Annotated in this window: 18 protein-coding genes; 10 read left to right on the top strand and 8 right to left on the bottom strand. The window is 64.5% G+C overall.

Features of this window, described 5'->3' with window-relative positions; genetic code table 11:
* Positions 1 to 6 precede the first annotated feature (6 nt).
* Together BRA471DRAFT_RS05605 and BRA471DRAFT_RS05600 are read left to right on the top strand one after the other, a co-directional pair.
* On the top strand, positions 7 to 438 hold the full coding sequence (locus BRA471DRAFT_RS05605) for a thioesterase family protein (protein WP_007605278.1): 432 nt from the start codon (positions 7 to 9) through the stop codon (positions 436 to 438).
* Positions 439 to 516: 78 nt separating this feature from the next.
* Positions 517 to 1,668 (top strand): ABC transporter substrate-binding protein, encoded by a 1,152-nt coding sequence (locus BRA471DRAFT_RS05600; RefSeq protein ID WP_007605276.1) that lies wholly within the window; start codon positions 517 to 519, stop codon positions 1,666 to 1,668.
* A gap of 269 nt (positions 1,669 to 1,937) precedes the next feature.
* On the opposite strand, the gene BRA471DRAFT_RS05595 is transcribed toward BRA471DRAFT_RS05600, so the two are convergent.
* On the bottom strand, positions 1,938 to 2,666 hold the full coding sequence (locus BRA471DRAFT_RS05595) for a glutathione S-transferase family protein (RefSeq protein ID WP_007605274.1): 729 nt from the start codon (positions 2,664 to 2,666) through the stop codon (positions 1,938 to 1,940).
* Between the two features lie 38 nt (positions 2,667 to 2,704).
* Positions 2,705 to 3,010: a hypothetical protein gene (locus tag BRA471DRAFT_RS05590; RefSeq protein ID WP_007605273.1), complete on the bottom strand. Its 306-nt coding sequence runs from the start codon at positions 3,008 to 3,010 to the stop codon at positions 2,705 to 2,707.
* A gap of 112 nt (positions 3,011 to 3,122) precedes the next feature.
* Between BRA471DRAFT_RS05590 and BRA471DRAFT_RS05585 the strand changes: the two genes are divergently transcribed.
* Complete coding sequence (locus BRA471DRAFT_RS05585; RefSeq protein ID WP_007605270.1) at positions 3,123 to 3,821, top strand: YafY family protein; 699 nt, start codon at positions 3,123 to 3,125, stop codon at positions 3,819 to 3,821.
* A gap of 13 nt (positions 3,822 to 3,834) precedes the next feature.
* Positions 3,835 to 4,164, top strand: a complete 330-nt coding sequence (locus tag BRA471DRAFT_RS05580; protein WP_007605268.1) for a YkgJ family cysteine cluster protein — start codon at positions 3,835 to 3,837, stop codon at positions 4,162 to 4,164.
* 73 nt (positions 4,165 to 4,237) lie between these two features.
* Here the strand turns inward: BRA471DRAFT_RS05580 and BRA471DRAFT_RS05575 are convergent, their stop codons facing one another.
* Positions 4,238 to 4,636, bottom strand: coding sequence for a hypothetical protein (locus BRA471DRAFT_RS05575; RefSeq protein ID WP_007599645.1), 399 nt, complete (start codon positions 4,634 to 4,636; stop codon positions 4,238 to 4,240).
* 276 nt (positions 4,637 to 4,912) lie between these two features.
* Positions 4,913 to 5,260, bottom strand: coding sequence for a DUF3307 domain-containing protein (locus BRA471DRAFT_RS05570; RefSeq protein WP_018458457.1), 348 nt, complete (start codon positions 5,258 to 5,260; stop codon positions 4,913 to 4,915).
* Between the two features lie 401 nt (positions 5,261 to 5,661).
* On the opposite strand from BRA471DRAFT_RS05570, the gene BRA471DRAFT_RS05565 reads away from it, so the two are divergent.
* The 4 genes from BRA471DRAFT_RS05565 (at position 5,662) to BRA471DRAFT_RS05550 (ending at position 9,630) form a co-directional block, all read left to right on the top strand.
* Positions 5,662 to 7,107: a TAXI family TRAP transporter solute-binding subunit gene (locus tag BRA471DRAFT_RS05565; protein ID WP_007605266.1), complete on the top strand. Its 1,446-nt coding sequence runs from the start codon at positions 5,662 to 5,664 to the stop codon at positions 7,105 to 7,107.
* A 266-nt stretch (positions 7,108 to 7,373) separates the two neighbouring features.
* A complete protein-coding gene (locus BRA471DRAFT_RS05560) occupies positions 7,374 to 7,592 on the top strand; it encodes a hypothetical protein (RefSeq protein WP_007605264.1) in 219 nt (72 codons plus the stop codon).
* 112 nt (positions 7,593 to 7,704) lie between these two features.
* On the top strand, positions 7,705 to 8,814 hold the full coding sequence (locus BRA471DRAFT_RS05555) for a cyclic nucleotide-gated ion channel (protein WP_007605262.1): 1,110 nt from the start codon (positions 7,705 to 7,707) through the stop codon (positions 8,812 to 8,814).
* A gap of 30 nt (positions 8,815 to 8,844) precedes the next feature.
* Positions 8,845 to 9,630, top strand: a complete 786-nt coding sequence (locus BRA471DRAFT_RS05550; RefSeq protein ID WP_007605261.1) for an enoyl-CoA hydratase/isomerase family protein — start codon at positions 8,845 to 8,847, stop codon at positions 9,628 to 9,630.
* Positions 9,631 to 9,721: 91 nt separating this feature from the next.
* Here BRA471DRAFT_RS05550 and BRA471DRAFT_RS05545 read toward each other — a convergent pair whose 3' ends face one another.
* Positions 9,722 to 10,366 (bottom strand): glutathione S-transferase family protein, encoded by a 645-nt coding sequence (locus BRA471DRAFT_RS05545; RefSeq protein WP_007605259.1) that lies wholly within the window; start codon positions 10,364 to 10,366, stop codon positions 9,722 to 9,724.
* 83 nt (positions 10,367 to 10,449) lie between these two features.
* On the opposite strand from BRA471DRAFT_RS05545, the gene BRA471DRAFT_RS05540 reads away from it, so the two are divergent.
* Both BRA471DRAFT_RS05540 and BRA471DRAFT_RS05535 read left to right on the top strand, forming a co-directional pair.
* Positions 10,450 to 11,469 carry a YafY family protein gene (locus BRA471DRAFT_RS05540; protein WP_007605257.1) on the top strand — a complete coding sequence of 340 codons (1,020 nt, stop codon included), beginning with the start codon at positions 10,450 to 10,452 and terminating at the stop codon, positions 11,467 to 11,469.
* Between the two features lie 99 nt (positions 11,470 to 11,568).
* Entirely contained in the window at positions 11,569 to 11,802 is a 234-nt protein-coding gene (locus BRA471DRAFT_RS05535) for a hypothetical protein (protein ID WP_007605255.1), read from the top strand.
* Positions 11,803 to 11,859: 57 nt separating this feature from the next.
* On the opposite strand, the gene BRA471DRAFT_RS05530 is transcribed toward BRA471DRAFT_RS05535, so the two are convergent.
* From BRA471DRAFT_RS05530 to BRA471DRAFT_RS05520, 3 genes are all read right to left on the bottom strand, one after another.
* Positions 11,860 to 12,807 (bottom strand): fatty acid desaturase, encoded by a 948-nt coding sequence (locus tag BRA471DRAFT_RS05530; protein WP_007605254.1) that lies wholly within the window; start codon positions 12,805 to 12,807, stop codon positions 11,860 to 11,862.
* 15 nt (positions 12,808 to 12,822) lie between these two features.
* On the bottom strand, positions 12,823 to 13,839 hold the full coding sequence (locus tag BRA471DRAFT_RS05525; RefSeq protein WP_007605252.1) for an alpha/beta fold hydrolase: 1,017 nt from the start codon (positions 13,837 to 13,839) through the stop codon (positions 12,823 to 12,825).
* A 155-nt stretch (positions 13,840 to 13,994) separates the two neighbouring features.
* Complete coding sequence (locus BRA471DRAFT_RS05520) at positions 13,995 to 14,798, bottom strand: hypothetical protein (RefSeq protein WP_007605250.1); 804 nt, start codon at positions 14,796 to 14,798, stop codon at positions 13,995 to 13,997.
* Between the last annotated feature and the right edge of the window lie 183 nt (positions 14,799 to 14,981).

The following is a 14,981-nucleotide window of genomic DNA, read 5'->3' as shown; positions in this document are numbered from 1 at the left end:
CGACATATGTTCGTGAACCGGCGCGACGTCCAGATCCAGTGGGGTGACTGCGACCCCGCCAACATCGTCTATTACCCGCGTTATTTCGCGATGTTCGACGATTCGACGTCGACCCTGTTCGAGGTCGCCGGGTTCTCCAAGCAGGACCTGGTCAAGAAATACGGCCTGGTGGGCATTCCCATGGTCGACACGCGCGCCAAGTTCTACATCCCCTCGACTTACGGCGACTGGATCACCATCGAAACGAAGGTCGAGAGCATCAAGCGCTCGAGCTTCGAGGTGAAGCACAGCGTCTACAAGGGCGAGGCGCTGGCGATCGAGGGTTTCGAGACCCGTGTCCTGGTCGGCCGCGACCCCGTTAACCCCGACAAACTGAAATCGGCACCGTTTCCTGCGGAAATGGTAACCAAATTCACGGGGAGCGAGGCCCGGAGCTAAATCGCCACATCACCAAAAGAGGGGGCTGAATTACCCCCCGATTTCTGCTTTCAAAGAAACACATAAAGGGAGGAATAGATGAAACGCTTTTACCTGACCGCTGCCGTCACCGCGGCCGCGCTTGCGCTGCCGGCCGTGCCCGCGCTGGCCCAGACCGCCGAGGTCACCATCGGCATCACCACCACCACGACCGGCCCGGGCGCAGCGTTGGGCATTCCCGAGCGCAATGCGCTGGAGTTCGTGCCGAAGGAGATCGGCGGCGTTCCGCTGAAGGTGATCGTGCTCGACGACGGCGGCGATCCCACCACCGCGACCACCAACGCCCGCCGCTTCGTGACCGAATCCAAGGCCGACATCATCATGGGCTCGGCGCTGACGCCGCCGACCATCGCGGTGTCCAACGTCGCCAACGAAGCCGGCATTCCGCATTTCGGCCTGGCGCCGTTCCCGATCACACCGGAGCGCATGAAGTGGTCGGTGGCGATGCCGCAGCCGATCCCGATCGTGGGCAAGGTGCTGTACAACCACATGAAGGCCAAGGGCGTGAAGACCGTCGGCTATATCGGCTATTCCGACTCCTATGGCGACCTCTGGTTCAACGATTTGAAGGCGCAGGCCGTGCCGATGGGCATAACCATCGCCGACGAGGAGCGCTTCGCTCGCCCCGATACCTCGGTGACCGGACAGGTGCTGAAGCTCGTGGCGGCGAATCCCGACGCCATTCTGGTCGGCGCTTCCGGCACCGCCGCCGCGCTGCCGCAGACCGAGCTGCGCGAGCGTGGCTATCAGGGCCTGATCTACCAGACCCACGGCGCCGCCAGCATGGACTTCATCCGCATAGCCGGCAAAGCGGCGGAAGGCGTGCTGATGGCCTCTGGTCCCGTCATGGATCCCGAGGACCAGCCGGACGAAGCCGCCACCAAGAAGCCGGGCCTCGCGCTCAACTCGGCCTATGAAGCCAAGTACGGCCCGAACAGCCGCAGCCAGTTCGCCGGTCACTCTTACGACGCGTTCGAGATTCTCAAGCGCATCATCCCGGCGGCACTCAAGACGGCGAAGCCCGGCACGCCGGAATTCCGCGAAGCGATCCGCCAGGCGCTGCTGTCGGAGAAGGAGCTTGCGGCGAGCCAGGGTGTCTACAATTTCACCGAGAAGGATCGCTACGGCCTCGACGAGCGCTCGCGCATCCTGCTCACGGTGAAGAACGGCAAGTACATGCTGGTGAAATAGACGCAGCGGCAGGATTGAGACGACGAGAGCCGGCCCGATGGGCCGGCTCTTTTGTTTTGGCTGTATGAGCGAGCCGCACCTCCGGTGTCGCTGCGCCCCCTCTCCCGCTTGCGGGAGAGGGTTGGGGTGAGGGTGCCTCCGCATTGGGATTGTCTGAGTCTACGGGCAAAGCCCCCCAGAGGAGATAGCCCTCACCCGCCACGCTCTGCGAGCGTGTCGACCTCTCCCGCAAGCGGGAGAGGTGCACCGAGCCTGCGGGCGCGCTGTCATCAGGCCGCCTGCCGCAGCGGGGTCCAGGCGAACTCCGGATAGTAAATGTCCATCATCCGGTCGACATAAGCGGTGAGGTTCGGAAATCCTTCGGCGCGACGGCGCAGCGTGGATTCGAAAAACGGCGTCAGGATCCCGGCGAGTGCACCGAAGGCGGTGGCATCGACGCCGCAGGGCTTGTTGCCCATCAGATAGGACTTGTCGCCGAGCTGCACCGAGAGCGCAAACAGCGAGCGCACGGCGAGATCGACGTCGTCATCGGGCGCGTGCCGGCCTAATCCGGAGAGCAGGTAGTTCTCGGCGACACGGAATTGCGCGTCCTCGCGCAACTTCTCGCGATTGTGCTCCGGCGCGCCGTCGAAGAAATGCGCAGGCCCCTTGGCGAAGTTGACCGGGTCGACCCAGCGCGCCCCGACCAGCGCAAAATAAACGTGGTGCTCGATCATGCGCTCGAATGCCCAAGCCTGCGCGCGCTCGACGAGCGACAGACCGGCGTCGAAATCGAAGCCGTAGCGGCGCTCGATATGGGCGCGGATGAAGGTGGAATCGGCCACCGCCTCGCCGCCATCGTCGATGAAAGGCAGCTGCCCCTTGGGAGAGGCGGGCGGCATCGCCCGCTCCTTCCGGTAGGGCAGTCCCGCCATCTTGAGCTGCACCTCCGTCTTGGTGACGAAGGGGCTGATTTCCGGCAGGCCGAAGCCGGCGCCAAAGCCGTAAAGCGTGATCATGAAGGCTCTCCTGAAACGACCGAAAGAGTTGAGGGAACTTAGCCGCGGGCTGCTGCCACCATGGTGGCAGCAGCCGTGATATCTTCTGCGAAACGGGCCCCCCGCCAGGCGCGGGCCATGACATGACGGACCAGCGCGTCCGCGGCCTGGACCAGGAAGCGAGCCGCCACGGTCGCGAGCGCAAGGCGGAGGTCGACGACCATGAGATCAAGGGATACGAGGCGGCCGAACGCCCATGCGTACCAAGCTCGGACTTGCAAACGCAGGACTTGCAAAGGCGGGACTCGTAAAGGCTGGGTCCGCCACAGCGCAGCGGCCGGGCCGAAATGAGTTGGAATGATCATGGACAAATCCTCTTCAGTCGACGTGTTGACCCGGTATAGAACTCCCCTGCTGCCAACATCCTGTCAGCAGCCGCGCGCCGCCTTCTGAAAAACCACCGACAAGAGACCCCTCATGAGACGCGCCGACCGGCTGTTTCAAATCATCCAGGTGCTGAGGCGCACGCGTAAGCCGCTGACGGCGGACGCCATCGCGGCCGAGCTCGAGACCTCGAAACGCACGATCTATCGCGACATCGCCACGCTGATGGGCCAGCGCGTGCCCATCCGCGGCGAAGCCGGCATGGGCTACATCCTGGAAAAGGGTTTCGATCTGCCGCCTTTGATGCTGACACCCGACGAGATCGAGGCGGCGGTGCTGGGCGCGCAATGGGTCGCCGGCCATGCCGATCCCGCGCTGGCGCGTGCGGCTGAAGACTTGATGGCCAAGATCGCCGACACTGTTCCTGAGCGCCTGCGTCCCTTCGTGCTGGAGCCGGCAAGCCGGGCCCGGCCGAGCTGGAACAGGGAGCCGGACCGCCTGGACATGGCACGCACGCGCACCCAGATCCACGAAGGCAAGAAGATCATGCTGCGCTATCGCGACGAGCAGGGCCGCGCCAGCGAGCGCATGATCTGGCCGATTTCGATCGGCTATCTCGAAGCCGTGCGCCTGCTCGCGGCCTGGTGCGAGCTGCGCGGAGACTTCCGCAGCTTCCGCACCGACCGCGTGGTGGATGCGAGCTATCCCGACGAGAGATATCCTGAAAGGCGCGACGTGCTGCGCGCGAAATGGCGCCAGAGCCTGGTCTGGGGCCCACCCAAGGATACGTGAAGGACACGTGACGATGGATGAGAACGCCCCCATCGACCTGTCGAGCTGTTGCCAGAGTTGCGGCGCCTGCTGCGGCTATTCGGCGAACTGGCCGCGCTTCTCGATCGAAAGCGACGAGGAGCTTGCCGCGATTCCCGAAGCGCTCGTCAACGACCGTCAATCCGGCATGCGCTGCGAAGGCGATCGCTGTTCAGCGTTGCAGGGGGAGATCGGACAAGCGACCGCGTGCGGCATCTACGCAGTGCGGCCGGAGGTGTGCCGCACCTGCATGCCGGGCGATGCCGAATGCGCGATGGCGCGACGGAAATTCGGGCTGCCGGTGATCGAGGCGACCAGCGCATGATCCGGAAAAGTGTGCAGCGGTTTTCCGCCGAGATCATGCGCCAATAGAGAGCTAAAGCGCGATCGATCGCGCTTTAGGCCGGGACGGCTTCGCTGATCTCGTCGTCGATCTCGTCGTCCAGCGGCGCGAGCACCGAGAGCGGCTTGGTCGACAGCGTGATCGGCTTGCGGCCACCGGACAGCGACGGCGAGGATTTCGCCGCGCCTTCGCGCGCAAGCGCGTAGAGCGTCGAGCCGACACGGCCGCCATTCTCGATCAGGTCGCGCTCGTTACAGCTGCCGGCGATCGCGACCGCCAGCGAGTGCAGATGGCTGCGGCGATAGCAGAACAGCGCCAGCCTGGCGCGCGCGTCAGGGGAAACACTTTCAACCAGCCTCGGCAGGCCACTCTCGCTGGCGCGGTACATCTCGCCAAGGAGTTCGTCGCGGACCGGGCACGAATCGCCTTCAAAGGTATCGCGGCTTGAAAACATTGCAGTTCTCCCTCGTGGAGGAAGATGCAGTGCAATTCTCTAACGAAAGGTTAACCACGCTGCCCGGTAGTCACCCGGGGTCATTGCGCGTGGCCCACGAATCAATGGGCTGGAAAGGGCTTTGTCTCTGGCCATCCTTCGAGACGCCCGCCTTCGGCGGGCCCTCAGGATGAGGTCTGTTCCTGCTGAAAGATTCTCACCGCTCATGGTGAGGAGGCGCGAAGCGCCGTCTCGAACCATGCAGGCCCGGCAGCCACTCCAGAGGGTTGCCGTCCCTCAGTTCGCCGCCATGAAGATGGAGAGGCCGAAGCCGGTCAGATGGTGCAGGGCCTGGTCGACACCGATCAGGGTCCAGAACCAGGGATGCGCAAGATCGACACCGAAATTGGCCGAGACGAGGCCCTTGGCGCGGTCGATCGTGATGTGGATCACGAAGTCGATCAACGCCACAAACCAGAATTTCGGCGCGACGATCAGGATCAGCGGCAGCGCAACCGCAAGGTGAACCAGGCAGTGCACCAGGAGCGGCAGGGCCCAGCCGTGCTTCTGGTCCTTGCCGTGCGCCATCCACGCGGTCTGGAGGACGAAATCGGCGATGATGTGCTTGAACGTCAGCAGCAACATCCAACCAATGAGGGCTTCGACCGGGACCGCCGATGACAGGGGTGGAAACGACAAGGCGCCCTCGTTGACGTGACAAGAAGAATTGGAGCGTTCAGCGCAATCTCTTCCTGGACCGGTCAAATCGCCGGGACCTGCGATTTATGACACCTCCCGCGGCGGAATGCAGCCGGGGGGAACCGGAAAATCGCCAACTGTGGCTAACTGGTGATAGGATGGCTAATCGCCGCGGCCGAGTTGAGTAAGGTTACCTTCGGCTCGGAATTTGCATTCCGCGGCCTGCGCGCTATCATCGCCAGTAGAGAATATCGTTCTTTTTTCAGACGTTTACGAATTACAGGGCGACCGCAGCGATCACATCCGCGAGCCGCCCGCCACCGAAAGCATAAGGCCAGAGTGCTGCCATGAGTACTGAGGGCCCGACCTCATCGCCGATCGAGCCACCGCCCCGGCGACCCAAGGTGATCAAGACCAATCAGCAGCAGGTCTTCCTCTACGTCGTGCTGACCCTGCTGTTGTCGCTTGCCACCGTCTGGGGCGGCCGCATGCTGGTGCACAATTCGGAGACGCTGACCTTTGCCGTCGGCGCCCCCAACAGCGACGAGGCGCTGTTCGCAGCCAAGCTCGCCGCCGTCCTGAAGAACAACGCCTCGCGCTTCCGGATCAAGATCGTCAACAACGCCGACAACGCCAAGGCGATCGCCCAGTTCGACCGCAAGCAGGCCGACCTCGCGGTGCTGCGCACCGACGCCAAGGTGCCGCTGCGGGCGCGCACGCTCGCGATCCTCGAGCACGATCTCGTGCTGCTGCTCGGGCCGGGAAACAAGAAGATCAAGTCGCTCGCCGAGCTGAAGAAGAAGAAGGTCGCCGTCCTCGCCGAGAACGAATCCTCGCTCGCCTTCGTCCGCGGCATCCTCGACATTCCCGACGGTGCGGACGCGGCGAAGATCCAGATGGCGCCGCAGGGCGCAACGCTCGACAAGCTGTTCGCGCCGGCAAGCGGTTTTGGCGCGGTCGTCGCCATCGTCCACGCCTCGCGGGCGGTGCGGGACAAGGCGTATGAGCAGGTCGCCAGGCGCGGCGGCTTCACTCTGAACGCGATCGACGAGGCGAAAGCGCTGGCACGCAAGATCCCCGGCATTTCCAGCGAGACGCTGACGGCGGGCACGCTGTCTGCATCACCGGAAATTCCCGACGACGATCTCGACACGATCGGTCTCGAATGGTTGCTGGTCGCCCAATCCCGGATGTCGCCGACGGCGGCCGGGGAGCTCGCGCGCACCGTCTATGAGAACAAGTCCGCGCTCGGGCTCGACGGCGGCTTTGCCAGCAGAATCGAGCCCGCCTCCGTCGAGAAGGACGCCTTCGTGATGGCGCACCAAGGGGCGGCCGACTACATCAATGACGACACCAAGTCGTTTATGGATAAGTACAGCGACCTGATGTATCTGGGCGCTGCCGCGCTCAGCGTCATCGGTTCGATCTTCGCCGCGATCTACGCCAAGATCACCCGGATCGCGCCGGAGAAGGCCAGCGAGCTCTCCACCGCCATCCTCGACATCGGCGAGCGGATCGAACACGCGCATTCGCTCGACCAGCTCGAATGTCTCCAGGACGAGCTGGAAGGCATTTTACGCGGCGCCGTCATCGGCCTCAGAGACGGCACGATCAGTACCGACGGGCTCGACACGTTCAAGCTCGGCTACGAATTCGTCCGCGACGAGATCGGCATGCGCCGCGACTACCTCAAGCGCCATGCCGGCGAGGGCGCGAAGGCCGCACAGGATGTGGCCCCTCCCCAGCACGACGAAAGTAACATCGTGGTGGTGAAGACAGCTCAGAGTGCCTGACCTATCGAAGCTCGGCTGCGGCCATCCTTCGAGACGCCCGCCTGCGGCGGGCCCTCAGGATGAGGGATGAGTATGCGGCAGCATTGAACGCAGATGCTTGCAGCTGAGCCTCATCCTGCGGAAGCCGCGAAGCGGTCGTCTCGAAGGACGAGGCGCTCGCTCAGGCGCCGCTGAGACGTCATTCCCCCACAAGCGACCCGGGGCCCTAGTCAGGGAACCGTCCCCGTCCACAACCGTTTGTTCTCGGATCAACCGGAGACCGCGCGATGCGTGCACTCCTCATCATCTTCCTGCTGGGAATGTTGGCAGCGGTTGGCTATTTCGCTTATTCCGCGATGGCGGTCGAGGGCGAGCCGATCCCGACGGAAGGCTATGTGGCGCTGGCGCTGGGGGCCGGTTTTTCCGTTCTTGTCGGCATCGGCTTGATGGTGCTGCTGTTCTTCAGCAGCCGTCGCGGCTACGACGAACCGCCGCATTTCAAGTAGCGGCGCGTGGCCCACGGCCGCGCCCGTCGTTGACGGCCTCGGCCCGGGCAGGCACTTTGGCACCGAGGTTCCAGCCGGGGACCGTAAAGACCAAACCGAGCCGCCTGCCCGCATGTCCAAGCCGCTGATCTCCGCTCTGGCCCAGTTCGCGGCCGCCACGGCCGGCCGCAACATGACCAGGGCGGCCTATGTGGCCGTCACCGTCGGCGTGCTCGCCATGGTGCTCCTGACGGTCAACCCGGCCTATGAGACGGCGCATAGCTGGGTCGATGCCCTGCTTTGGACCTGCCTCATCTACTTCGTGTTCGAATGGGTGGTCCGGCTGCGCCATATGGCACGACAGGGGCGCCTGGCACTCTACATGTCCTCCTCCGCCGGGCTGGTCGACGCAGTCGGAGCGTTGGCCGTGCCGGCCGCGCTGATTCTGGGGATCGAGCCCAGGACGGCGTGGCTGCTCAGCGTGCTCTGGGTGCTGAAGGTGGTGCCGGGCATTCCCGGCCTGCGGCAGCTCCGCCGCGTGCTGGTGCTCGAATCGGGACCGCTGGTCAGCGTGCTCGTGATCTTCCTGATGGTGGTCTTCCTGGCCTCGGTCGCGGAATATTTCCTGGAGCGGGACGTGCAGCCGCAGACGTTCGGCAGCGTGCCGGCCGCGCTGTGGTGGGCCGTCGCGACGCTGACGACGACGGGCTATGGCGACGTCGTGCCGGTGACGCCGCTGGGCCGGATGGTGGCCGCGCTGGTGATGATCTCCGGCCTCGGCGTGTTCGGCCTCTGGACCGGCATCCTGGCGACCGGCTTTGCCGCGGAGACCCGGCGCGACAATTTCCTCAAGACCTGGGAATCGGTCAGCAAGGTGCCGTTCTTTGCGGCGCTTGGACCGGCCGCCATCGCCGACGTCACCCACATGCTGCGGACCATGGAGCTGCCGGCGCGCACCATGATTATCCGCAAGGGTACGCAGGGCGACTGCATGTATTTCATCGCCGCTGGCGAGGTCGAGGTCGACCTGCCCGGCAAGAAGGTGCAGCTCGGCGACGGCGCCTTCTTCGGCGAGATGGCCTTGCTCGGAAACAATTTGCGCGGCGCCAATGTCTCGACCACCAAGGTGTCGCGGCTTCTCGTGCTCGACCTCGTCGACTTTCGCGTGCTGATGGCGCGGCATCCCGATCTCGCCGAGACCATCGATGCCGAGGCGAAGCGGCGCACGCTTGAGAACAAATAAATGGCGATAAGCAAATAAATGGAGACAAGAATGTCGGACACAGCCGACGCAGCCACCGGCCCGGTGCTCGAACTCATTGGCGCACGCGCCACCATCCGCCTCAACCGGCCCAAACATCTCAACCGGCTCCAGGCCGAGGACCTCGGCGAGCTGGTCAAACTGTTCGGTCGGGTCGAGGCCGATCCTGCTATCCGCGTGCTGGTGCTGACCGGCACGGGGCGCGCCTTCTCTGCGGGCTATGACCTCAATTCCGTTGCCGAGCGCGCGGTCAGCGCGAGCGAGCAGCAGAGCGCGGGCTCCGCCTTCGAAGTGGTCGTCAACCGGCTTGAGGATCTCGGCGTACCCACGATCTGTCGACTCAATGGCGGCGTCTATGGTGGCTCGACCGACCTCGCGCTCGCCTGCGATTTCCGCATCGGCGTCGACACCGCGGAGATGTTCATGCCCGCGGCCCGGCTCGGGCTGCACTATTACAGCAGCGGCATCAAACGCTATGTGACGCGGCTCGGCGTGGACAATGCAAAAAAACTGTTCCTGACCGCGCAAAAGATCAGCGCGCCGGAGATGCTACGGATCGGCTATCTCACCGACATGGTGGCGATGGAATTTCTGGACGAGGAGGTCGACAGGCTCGCCGACATCCTCGCCGGCAACGCGCCGCAGGCGATGCGCGGCATGAAGCGCGCCATCAACGAATTCGCCCGCGGCGAATTGGACGCACAAGCCGCCGATCAGCGCCACCGCGACAGCATGCGCGGCGACGAAATCAAGGAAGGCATCAAGGCGTTCGCGGAAAAGCGACCGCCGCGGTTTTGAATGAGCGGAGCTGCAGCCGCTATTCGTCGGTGTCGTCCCGGCGAAGGCCCGGCGAAGGCCGGGACGACACAGAATGTGAGGCTCGTGCGCCTTACCCACCGGCAGCCGCGGCATGCTGCGCGGCCATCTCGGCATCGGCCGCAGTGATCCGCTGGAACGCGGGCCGCGAGGTCATGCGTTCGGCGTAGCGGACGAACACATCTTTCTTCGGCACGATGCCGAACATCATGGTCCAGCTGAACGCAACACCCCAGAGAACATCCGCGGCCGTCATGCGATCGCCGAGCAGATACGGTCCCTTCGACAGCTGCGCCTCGAGCGCGCCGAGCATGGTGTCATAGTCGGCATACGGCGATTGCGTGATCGGCGCCGGCTCGCGCTGCATGAACTTGTCGATCAGGGCCGGCTCGAACGAGGCGCCGTAATAGGCGATCCAGCGCAGATACGGGCCGCGCAGCGGATCGTCCAGCGCAGGCGTCAGCCCCGCCTGCGGAAACAGATCGGCGAGATAGATGGTGATCGCGACCTGCTCGGTCACCAGATGCCCGTTATGGCGGATCGCCGGCACCTTGCCGAGCGGGTTGATGGCGAGATAGACCGGCTGGCGCTGCCCGCCGGCCTTCATGTTGAGGACATGAAGATCATAAGGCGCCCCCAGCTCCTCCAGCAGCACCCGCGTGCCGGTGGCCCGGGTTTGCGGCGAATAATACAGCGTGATGCGGTTCGGATCGGTCATGGCAGGTCTCCATCTGGCCGGCTGGCGATGGCGTTGTAGCGGACCATACCTGACATCCTGTGTCAGGTATGGTTTAAGGGATCATGCGCGCGAGCCGGATGCTGTCGATCCTCACCACCCTCCAGGCCAGGGGGCAGGTTACCGCGCCTGAGCTCGCCGAGGCCTGCGAAGTCTCGGTGCGCACGATCTACCGCGACATCGACGCGCTCGCGGCGTCCGGCGTCCCCGTCTATGCCGACCGCGGCGCGGAGGGCGGCTATCGCCTGCTCGACGGCTATCGCGTGCGGCTGAACGGTCTGTCGCAAAGCGAGGCGGAAGCGCTGTTTCTGACGGGATTGCCGGGCCCGGCGGCGGCGTTCGGGCTGGATGCGGCGATGATCGCGGCACAGAACAAGCTGATGGCCGCTCTGCCAGCCAATTTGCGTAAAGACGCCGGACGGATGCAGGAGCGTTTTCATCTCGACGCGCCGGGCTGGTTCGGCGAGGCGGAACAACCAAGGCACCTGCGCACCATCGCCGGCGCGACCCTGCGCGGGACACTGATCAAGATTCGCTACCAGAGCTGGCGCGCCGAGAAGCAGCGCCGCGTCGCGCCGCTTGGTCTCGTGCTGAAAGGTGGCAGCTGGTATCTCGCAGGTCTGGTCGACGGCAGCGTGCGGACCTATCGCGTCGCGCGCGTGCTCGACTGCACCGCGCTCGACGATCGCTGTGAGCGGCCCGCCGGCTTCGATCTCGCCGCCTATTGGCGGGACGCAACGCTGCGTCTCGAGGCCGAGATGCATCCCAATGTCGCGATCGTTCGGCTGTCGCCCTTTGGCGTGAAACTGCTCGACGCGCTGAGCCAACCTTACGTCAAAGCGCGGACGCAGCTTGAAGAGACCGCTGATGCAGACGGCTGGCGCATCGCCAGAGTGCCGACCGGCAAGACGTCATGGCATGCCGCCGCCGAATTGTTGCGGCTCGGTCCCGAGGCCGAAGTGCTGGAGCCGGCCGATCTGCGCGAGAAGATGGCGGAACTGACAGGGGCGATGGCCGTGCGCTATCGCGCGGCGCGGAAAACAGGACCGCGGCGCAACCGGCCGCGACCGACGAAACACTCCTGAAACACGATTCTCTACTCGCCGCGTGAACGCATTCGCGTTTCGGCTCGACCGAGATGCAGGGACACAACAACGGCCCTTGCGCCATTCTGGAGAATGAAGATGTTTCGTAAGCTTGCACTTGGTCTGATCGCCGCCGGCTCGCTCGGCATTGCCGCTCTCGCTCCCACCGCCGCGTCGGCCCACGGCTTCCACCATCACTGGGGTCCCAGCTGGGGCTTTGGCGGCGTCTACGTCAACAGCGGCGTCAACAATTGCTATCAGGAGCGCGTCGTCCAGACCCGCCACGGCCTGCGCGTCCGCGTCGTGAACGTGTGCGCGTACGGGATCTACTGATATCCAGCATTCACGACAAAGCCCCGATCGCACCGCGATCGGGGCCTTTGCGTTTGGCTAACTGCCCTGCCGCTGCCGGCGAAACCAGGCCCAGGTCTCCCGCGTCGTCCTGATATAGCCGCGGCCACGATGGACGATCTCACCGTCGACGATTCCGTTCAGCTTTGGCAGCGCGTGGAACGGGATCGAGGGATAGGCGTGGTGCTCGACATGGTAGGGCATGTTCCACGCGATCCATTTGACGATCGCGCCGGTGTAGGTGGTGCGGGTGTTCTGGAATGCACTGCGGGTGCGCTCGCAGCCGGTGTGCTCGGCGTAGAGATAGGGCCGCAGGAAGAACTGCCCAATGATCAGCGGCACGATCCAGACCCAGAGCAGCAGCGGCGACGAGAACCATAGCGACAGCACGAGCAGCAACGCATAGAGCGCGGCATAGGCGCGCGCCTCGGTGACGATGATGGGCCGCCTGTTCTCGGGGATCCAGGGCACGACGACCTTGCCGGTGACGGCATGGCCGAGCATCAGCCGCAGGCGTCCGGCGACCTGAAGCAGGCCGCTATAGGCGATCGCGAGCTGCGTGTCCGATGTCGGCTTCACGCCGACGATCAGTTCGGGGTCCTTGTCCGGATCCTGGGTGTAGCGGTGATGGTCCCAGTGAAACAGGCAGTAATATTCGTAAGGCAATCCGATGATGAAGCCTGAGAGATAGCCGACGGCGAGATTGAGGCCGCGGCTTTTGAACGCGGTCTTGTGCGCGGTCTCGTGCACGGCCATGAACAGGAAGGCGACGAGATAGCCCTGCACCGCCATCAGCGGCAACGCCCAGAGGACGCCATGGCGCGAGGCGACCATCCAGATCAGCGCGCCGACGAGCAGGATCACGCCGTAATGGCCGAGGCTCTGCATCGCGCCCCTGAGGTCGGATCGCGCTGACAATTCGCGCAGCATCGCCGGCGCCAGCGGCTTCAGCCGATGGCCGGATTCTGAAACGGTTGCGTCGCTCATGATCGGATGTCTGCCCTACTTGCCGAGAAGCCCTGCGATCTCGGCCTTGATGAAGGCCCGATCGCGCGGATTGTTGACGGGGTTGCCGGCGCGATGGCCGTGCAGCGACGGGATCGGGTGCAGCACCGCAGAGCGCGCATTGACCAGCCGGCCGAGTTCGTCCTCGTTGTCGCGAACGTCGAAATAGCGGTCGGTCGCACCGGGCATCAGCAGCATGTGGGCGGTGATCGCACCGAGCGCGCGATCGAAATCGCCGTTGAATGTGACGCAGCGACTGATATCGCCGTTCTGCCAGATCCCGATCTGAGCCAGGAGATCGCTGGCGTCGCGCCGGGCAAACGCCGCGTCCCAGGTGCGGACGAGATAGTCGTCCAGCGAGGTGAAGCCCGCTTCGCGCCAGATCTCGTCGCGATAGAAACCGTGCGACATCGCCCAACCCGCGTAGACGCGCCCCATGGCGCGATAGCCCGCGACCGGCTTGTCGACGAAGCGACCGTCGCGGAAGGCGGGATCGGCGGTCAGCGCGGCCTTCACGCTTTCCAGGAAGACGTAATTATAGGGCGCGCAACGGGCGCTGCCGCAGACGACAGCCGCCCGCTCGACCATATCGGGATGCAGCGCCGCCCAGTGATAGGCCTGCATGCCGCCCATCGACCAGCCATAGACCAGGGCAAGCTTCGAAATGCCGAACCGCTCGGCAAGCAGCCGGTGCTGGACCGCGATGGCATCGTGATAGCTCAAGATCGGGAATGGCGCGGCGGTATTCGACGGCGAGGACGACAGCCCGTTGCCGAACAGGTTCGGGATCACGATGAAGTAGCGTGTTGGGTCGAGCACCCCGTCGGGGCCGATCAGCCAGTCGGTGTCGGTGTGCTGCGCGCTGAACGAGGTCGGATAGAGAATGACGTTGTCCTTGTCCGGACTGAGCGTGCCGTAGGTCTTGTAGGCGAGCTTGAGCGAAGGGAATACGGCCCCGGACCGGAGCGTGACGTCGCCGGCCTCGAATATCTGGTAGTCGCGCCCTGCCGTCATGGACCGAACTCCCGCTCACGCGGCAAGCGCGCCGCGGAAACAGCGATGCATCGATCATGCCGGTCCCGCAGACGCATCGTCTGCGTCACGCTCAATAACTGTACTTATAGTCCATTTATTGCGGATCAGCAAGATAGATCCGGTCGCGAGCCGGCTCAGGAGATGGCTGCCAGATAGCGCGCGACAGAGGCAGCGAATGCGGCCTTGGCGCCTGCGGCGATGTTGCGACCCCACCAGGCGCCGTAGATGCGGTCGAAGGCCAGTGGCTCGACGGCAGCCGCGATCCGTCGCACCGCGGCGGCATTGAGCGGCGTGTAGTTCGGATAGGAGTACATGAAGCTGACGAAGCGGCGATCCATCGTCACCTGCGCGATGTCGCCGGTGAGCAGCGCACCCCTGCCGTCCGCACCGCTCGCATGGTGCAGCATGGTGGCGCCGGCGAAATGACCGCCGGTGCGCAGCAGCAGCACATCGTCGGAGATGCGATGGCTGTCGCCGGTCCAGTGCTCGATCGACGCATGCGGACGCGTCACCCATTGGCGATCATCGGCGTGCAAATAGACCGGCACCCCGCCGAACGCCTCGCTCCAGTCGGCAAGCGCGCCATAGTAATGCGGATGCGAGATCGCGATCGCCTTCAGGCCGCCGCGTGACCGCACATGCGCGATCGCCTCCGGCGTCGCCAGCGGGACGCAGTCCCACATCAGCCAGCCGTCCGCGAGCGGCACCAGCAGCGCGCGCTGGCCGATGGCAAAGCTTGGCTCGAGTGCGATGCCGGTCAGGCCGAGATCGTCGCGCCAGACCATGCGGTGACGTTCCGAGAGCGCCTCGCGCGTAAGGAAAGTCTGCCCCTTCCAGCCGACGTATTGCCGTTCGTCCTCGCAAATTTGACAGGACGTTGGCGGATTTTCGCCATCCGGGAATTGCGCGCCGCAGGTTTCGCAGGTCCAGAGGGGCATGCCGTACTCCCAACAGAGACGATCCAACTTCAATAGGGACTCGCTGGCCATAACCGCAAGGCCCGCCGCCCGGGTAAGGGTTGGAACCAACCCGAGCAGCGCTCGTTAAACTCTCGTCCGCGCCAGAATGATTGGCTGAAAGGATACTGTCCCATCCGCCGTTTCCCGGCTGAGACCACGTTT

The sequence above is a fragment of the Bradyrhizobium sp. WSM471 genome (assembly GCF_000244915.1).
In the GTDB taxonomy this organism is placed as follows: domain Bacteria; phylum Pseudomonadota; class Alphaproteobacteria; order Rhizobiales; family Xanthobacteraceae; genus Bradyrhizobium.
Note: the sequence above shows the minus strand (reverse complement) of the source record. Positions and strands in the feature narration are given on the sequence as shown.